5 protein-coding genes are annotated in these 4,895 nt (G+C 74.8%); all 5 read right to left on the bottom strand.

Features of this window, described 5'->3' with window-relative positions:
* Nucleotides 1-573, bottom strand: a 573-nt coding sequence (gene sepX, locus ACWD6N_RS37400; RefSeq protein WP_450006700.1) for a divisome protein SepX/GlpR, incomplete at its 3' end; no start/stop codon positions are given.
* A gap of 250 nt (nucleotides 574-823) precedes the next feature.
* Nucleotides 824-1,474 carry a GNAT family N-acetyltransferase gene (locus ACWD6N_RS37405; RefSeq protein WP_354964591.1) on the bottom strand — a complete coding sequence of 217 codons (651 nt, stop codon included), beginning with the start codon at nucleotides 1,472-1,474 and terminating at the stop codon, nucleotides 824-826.
* A gap of 147 nt (nucleotides 1,475-1,621) precedes the next feature.
* The gene (locus ACWD6N_RS37410) at nucleotides 1,622-2,935 is read right to left on the bottom strand and encodes a molybdopterin molybdotransferase MoeA (protein WP_074316573.1); all 1,314 of its coding nucleotides are present in this window, start codon (nucleotides 2,933-2,935) and stop codon (nucleotides 1,622-1,624) included.
* Nucleotides 2,932-3,894 carry a UTP--glucose-1-phosphate uridylyltransferase gene (locus ACWD6N_RS37415; RefSeq protein ID WP_387323177.1) on the bottom strand — a complete coding sequence of 321 codons (963 nt, stop codon included), beginning with the start codon at nucleotides 3,892-3,894 and terminating at the stop codon, nucleotides 2,932-2,934. The genes ACWD6N_RS37410 and ACWD6N_RS37415 overlap by 4 nt, the downstream gene beginning before the upstream one ends.
* A gap of 9 nt (nucleotides 3,895-3,903) precedes the next feature.
* On the bottom strand, nucleotides 3,904-4,895 hold a 992-nt coding region (locus ACWD6N_RS37420; protein WP_450006702.1), incomplete at its 5' end, for a GGDEF domain-containing protein.

Consider the following 4,895-nt stretch of genomic DNA (forward strand, 5'->3'; position numbering starts at 1 on the left):
CTGCCGGGCTGCCAGCCAGGCCGCCTCGCGGGCCCGGGCCCGGCGCCGGCGGCGGCCGGCCAGGGCCCGACCGCGCAGGTGGACGACGTACACGGCCAGCAGCATGAAGGTGACCGAGAAGCCGATCCAGAAGCCGGGGCTGACGAACAGCACGCCGATCAACTCGACGACGTTGAGCAGCAGCAGGGCGGCGAGGACGCGGCGCCGCCGGTACACGGCAGGGGTGTGCTGCCGGCGGGGCGGCGGGCGGCGGCGGGACCGCTTCGATGCGGGCGGCACGGCCCGCAGCCGGCCGGAACGGCGGCCTGCCGGAGGCGCGGAGACCGGCGCGGTCAACGCTCCGGTAGCGGCATCCTCACTGAGGGTGACAACAAGTGAGCGCGGCGGGTGCACGGGCCGGCGCCCCGGCACAGTGCGGCGCCGTCGGCGGCGCTGGAGCACCCGCGCCGTCGACTGCGCCCGCTCCGCCACCAGCCGCTCTGTGGCGTCGTACCGGCGGACCAGCGCCGGGGCCAGGGCGAGCAGGCCGGCGGCGGCGAGGACGGCGAGGAGCACCGAGGTCGGCACCCTCACCCCTCCCGTCACCTAATTCGGAGCAACCACCACCCGACCGCAGGATCTTCCACCGATCGCGCCCGGCCGAGTGGATCGTCCGGATGGGCAGTGCTTGCCGAAGCTTGCAGTTACTTGAGGTTACGGCGCACCGACCGGGATGCCGCCGCGCCGCGCCGATCCCGTCCGTGGGACGACGGAGAGGCCGTCGGGAATCCCGTCCCGGCTACGGCGGCCCAGCCTCGCTCGCCCGGGATTTCCCGGCAGCCTCCTACCGCGCGTTGGCGCGAACCCGGTGCCATCGGGCCAGCAGACCACCCTCGGCAGCAATCTCCTCACTGGTCATCGCGTATCCGATGTGGTCCCGCCATGCGCCGTCGATGTGCATGTAGCGCACGTGGTACGACTCCTCGCGGAAGCCCAGCTTCTCCACCACCCGCCGGGACGGCCGGTTCTCGGGGCGGATGTTCACCTCCACCCGGTGCAGCCCGCCGGGGCCGAACGCGTGGTCCACGGCCAGCGCGAGCGCGGTCGGCATCACGCCCTGGCCGGCCACCCGGGCGTCCACCCAGTAGCCGACGTACCCGGAACACAGGGCCCGCCGCACGATGCTGCCCACGTTGAGGTGCCCGACCAGCCGGTCCCGGTCGGCCTCGCGCAGGCAGACCGCGAACGGCATGCCCTCGCCCTCGCGGGCCGAACGCCGCTGGTCACGGTGCACCCAGCGGAACGCGGCTGGCGAGTTCAGCTCGTCCCAGTCGCCGGGCAGCGACGACTCCCAGGGTGACAACCAGGCCCGGTTGCCTCGCCGTACCTCCGACCACGCCCCCGCGTCGGAGCGCCGGTAGGGCCGCAGCAGCACCGGGCCGTCGACCAGCACCGCCGGCCAGCCGGGCGCCCGCTCGGGGCCGAAGAGACTCACCCGCACAGTCTCCCGTGCGGGACCGTGTAGCGCGCAAGTCGACCCACCGTCCTCCGCGCAGAGGGCCTCATGTTCGTGGGGCCGGGAGGCGGACCACCGATCGCCCCGACGCACCGCAACACCTGCCGGCGGGAGACCGGGACACCGTCACCGGCGACGGTCAAGCAGCAGGACGTCCACCGTGGAGCCGGCGGCGGCGGTGGTGACCCGCTCGCCGAGCACCAGCAGCCCGTTCGCCTCGGCCAGCCCGGAGAGGGTGAACGGCCCACCGCTGAGCGGCTGCACCGTGTACCCGCCGCCGCGCCGCTCGGCGACGTGGGCGGGCCGGAACTCGCGCAGCCCGCCGGGTGACGACACGGTCTCCAGCAGGTGCGCCCGCACGCTGGGCCGGAACACCGGCTCGGCGCCGGCGAGCAGTTGGATGGCGGGACGGGCCAGCACCTCGAAGCCGATCAGAGCGGCGCCGGGGTCGCCGGGCAGGCAGACCACCGGCACCTCCTCGGCGCCGACGGTGCCGAAACCGAGCGCGGTGCCGGGATAGAGCGCCACGTCGGTGAAGGTGACCGGCCCCGCCCGGCCGCCCTCCCGGCGGGACAGGATCCGGCGCACCATGTCCCCCGGGCCGGTGCCGGTCCCCCCGGTGGTGATGATCAGGTCGGCGCGCAGGGTCTGGTCCTCCAGCAGCCCGCGCAGCCCCTCCGGGTCGTCGTCGCAGATGCCCACCCGGTACGCCAGCGCCCCCACCTCGGCCGCGGCGGCGGTCAGCGCGTGCGAGTTCGCGTCCACCACCTGCCCGGGCTGGCTGCCCCGGCCCACGTCGACCAGCTCGTCGCCGGTGGCCACGATCACCACGCGTGGGCTGGGCCGGACCACCACGTGCCCGATGCCGGTGGCGGCGAAGACCGCGACCAGGGCCGGGGAGACGTACGTGCCGGCCCGGGCGAGCAGGGTGCCGGCGGGCAGCTCCTCACCGGCGCGGCGTACCCCGTACCCCCGCTTGGGGGTACGGAAGATCTCCACCGCGGCCATGCCCTGGTCGGTCCACTCCACCGGGACCACCACGTCGGCGGCGACCGGCAGCGGCGCCCCGGCGGCCACCGAGAAGCACGAGCCCGGGGTGAGCCGGACGGGCCGCCAGCTCGCCGCGCCGAGGTCGCCGACCACGTTCAGCCGGATGGTCCGGCCGCCGGGCGTGCCGGAGGGGGCCGGGACGTAGCTGGGGCCCCGGCCCCCTCCGGAAATGTCCTCCCAGCGGGCCGCGTACCCGTCCACGGCCGCCTGGTCGAAGGCCGGAAAGGCGTGCGGCGCGACGACGTCCTCGGCGAGGACGTTGCCGTACGCCTGGGTGAGGTCGAGGTCGAGTGGCGGCAGCGCTCGTAACCTGCGCAGCACGCTGCCCAGGTAGTCGGCGAGCGGCGTCAACTCGTTCGCGGCCGCCTCGGCGTCGGCCGTCGCGGTCATGTACCAGATCCGCCTGCCGCATCGGCCTTGACGAAGCCGGCCAGCCAGGAGCGGAACTCGGCGCCCATGTCGTCGCGCTCGGCGGCGATCTGCACCACCGTCTGGAGGTAGCCCAACGGCATTCCGGTGTCGTAGCGGGTGCCCCGGTAGACGATCGCGTGCACCGGCGTGCCCTCGGTGCGCAGCAGCTCCATCGCGTCGGTCAGCTGGATCTCACCGCCGCTGCCCGGCTTTGTCCGCCGGATCGCGTCGAAGATCGTGCCGGGCAGCACGTAGCGGCCCAGCACCGCGAGGTTGCTCGGCGCGTCCTCCGGCTGCGGCTTCTCCACCATGCCGGTCACCTTGACGACCTCGCCGATGTCGGTCAGCTCCGCCTCGGCCGGCTCGACGGAGGCGATGCCGTACCGCTTGGTGTCGGCCGGGTCGACCTCGAAGAAGGCGAGCACCACGCCACCGGTGCGGGCCTGCAGCTCCAGCATGGCCGGCAGCAGCGGCTCGGACGGCTTGACGAACTCGTCGCCGAGCAGCACCGCGAAGGGCTGGTCGCCGACGTGGGCCTCGGCGTACCCGACGGCGTGGCCGAGCCCGAGCTGCTCCGGCTGCCGGACGGTGTAGATCTCGGCCAGGTCACTGGGCCGGCGCACTGCGGCCAGCCGCTCGGCGTCGCCCTTCTCCTCCAGCCTGGTTTCCAGGTCGGGGCGACGGTCGAAGTGGTCCACCATCGACGTCTTACCCCGACCGGTGATCAGCAACACGTCGCCCATGCCGGCCTGGGCGGCCTCCTCGACGATGTACTGCAACACCGGCCGGTCCACCACCGGCAGCAGCTCCTTGGGCACCGCCTTGGTGGCCGGCAGGAACCGGGTGGCCAGTCCGGCGGCCGGGATGACGGCCTTGACCGCCAGGGGACGGCCGGTTGCGGCGACCGTCGATGAGGGGTTCGCTGAGTGCTCCGACATGCCGCGAGACTATCGGCCACGGCTCTGCCGCGGCGGGTGTGGCCCAGAAGACGCGCCGCCGCCTGACCCCGACCCGCCGGCTTCCGGGCCGGGTCGGGCCGCGTCCCCGGCGCTGTCCGCCCCGCCGTCGGCCGGTTCCGGCCGGGCGTGCGTCGGCCCCGCCGGCGACGATTCGGGTACGCCCGCAGCCGGCTCCGACCGGGCGGGTCCGCCCGGCTCCCAGGTGGCCTGCACGGGCCGGCCGGCGCGCGGCAGCCCGTCCGGTGGGCTCATCGCCCCCGCCGGGACGGGGATCTCCCGCCTCGGCACGTCCGGGTACACCTCGGCGACCCGGTAGGTGTCCCGGCCGGCGGCCTTCGCAGCGTAGAGCGCGTCGTCGGCGGCCTCCAGCACTTCCCGCCCGGTGCTGCCGTGGTCCGGATAGACGGCGATGCCGACCGACACGGTCACCACGACCGGCCCCGCGTACGCCTCGACGGCGACCGGCGTCTCGCGGACCGCCGCGCCCAGCCGCTCCGCCACGATCGCCGCACCCCGGGCGTCGGTCTCCGGCAGCAACAGCACGAACTCCTCGCCGCCCTGCCGGAACGCGAGGTCGACCTCCCGGATCTCGCCGCGCACCCGCCGGGCGAACTCGGCCAGCACGGTGTCCCCCGCCGCGTGCCCGTACGTGTCGTTGACGTCCTTGAACCGGTCCAGGTCGAGGGCGAGGACGCTGAGCATCCGGCTGAACCGGCTGGCCCGTTCCACCTCCCGCCGGATCGACTCGCGCAGGTAGCGGTAGTTCCACAGCCCGGTGAGCGGGTCGGTGAGCGAGAGCCGCTGCGCCTCCTCGTGCACCCGGACGTTGTCCACCGCCACCGCCGCGTGCCCGGCGAAGGTGCGCAGGGTGACCAGGTCGTCGTCGTCGAACTCGTCCGCGCCCAGCCGGTCGTAGAGGGCCAGCACGCCGAGCGCCGCCGCCGGCGCCCCGGCCTCCTCGCCGGCGCCGCCGACCGGCG

This window comes from Micromonospora sp. NPDC005163, from assembly GCF_053599835.1.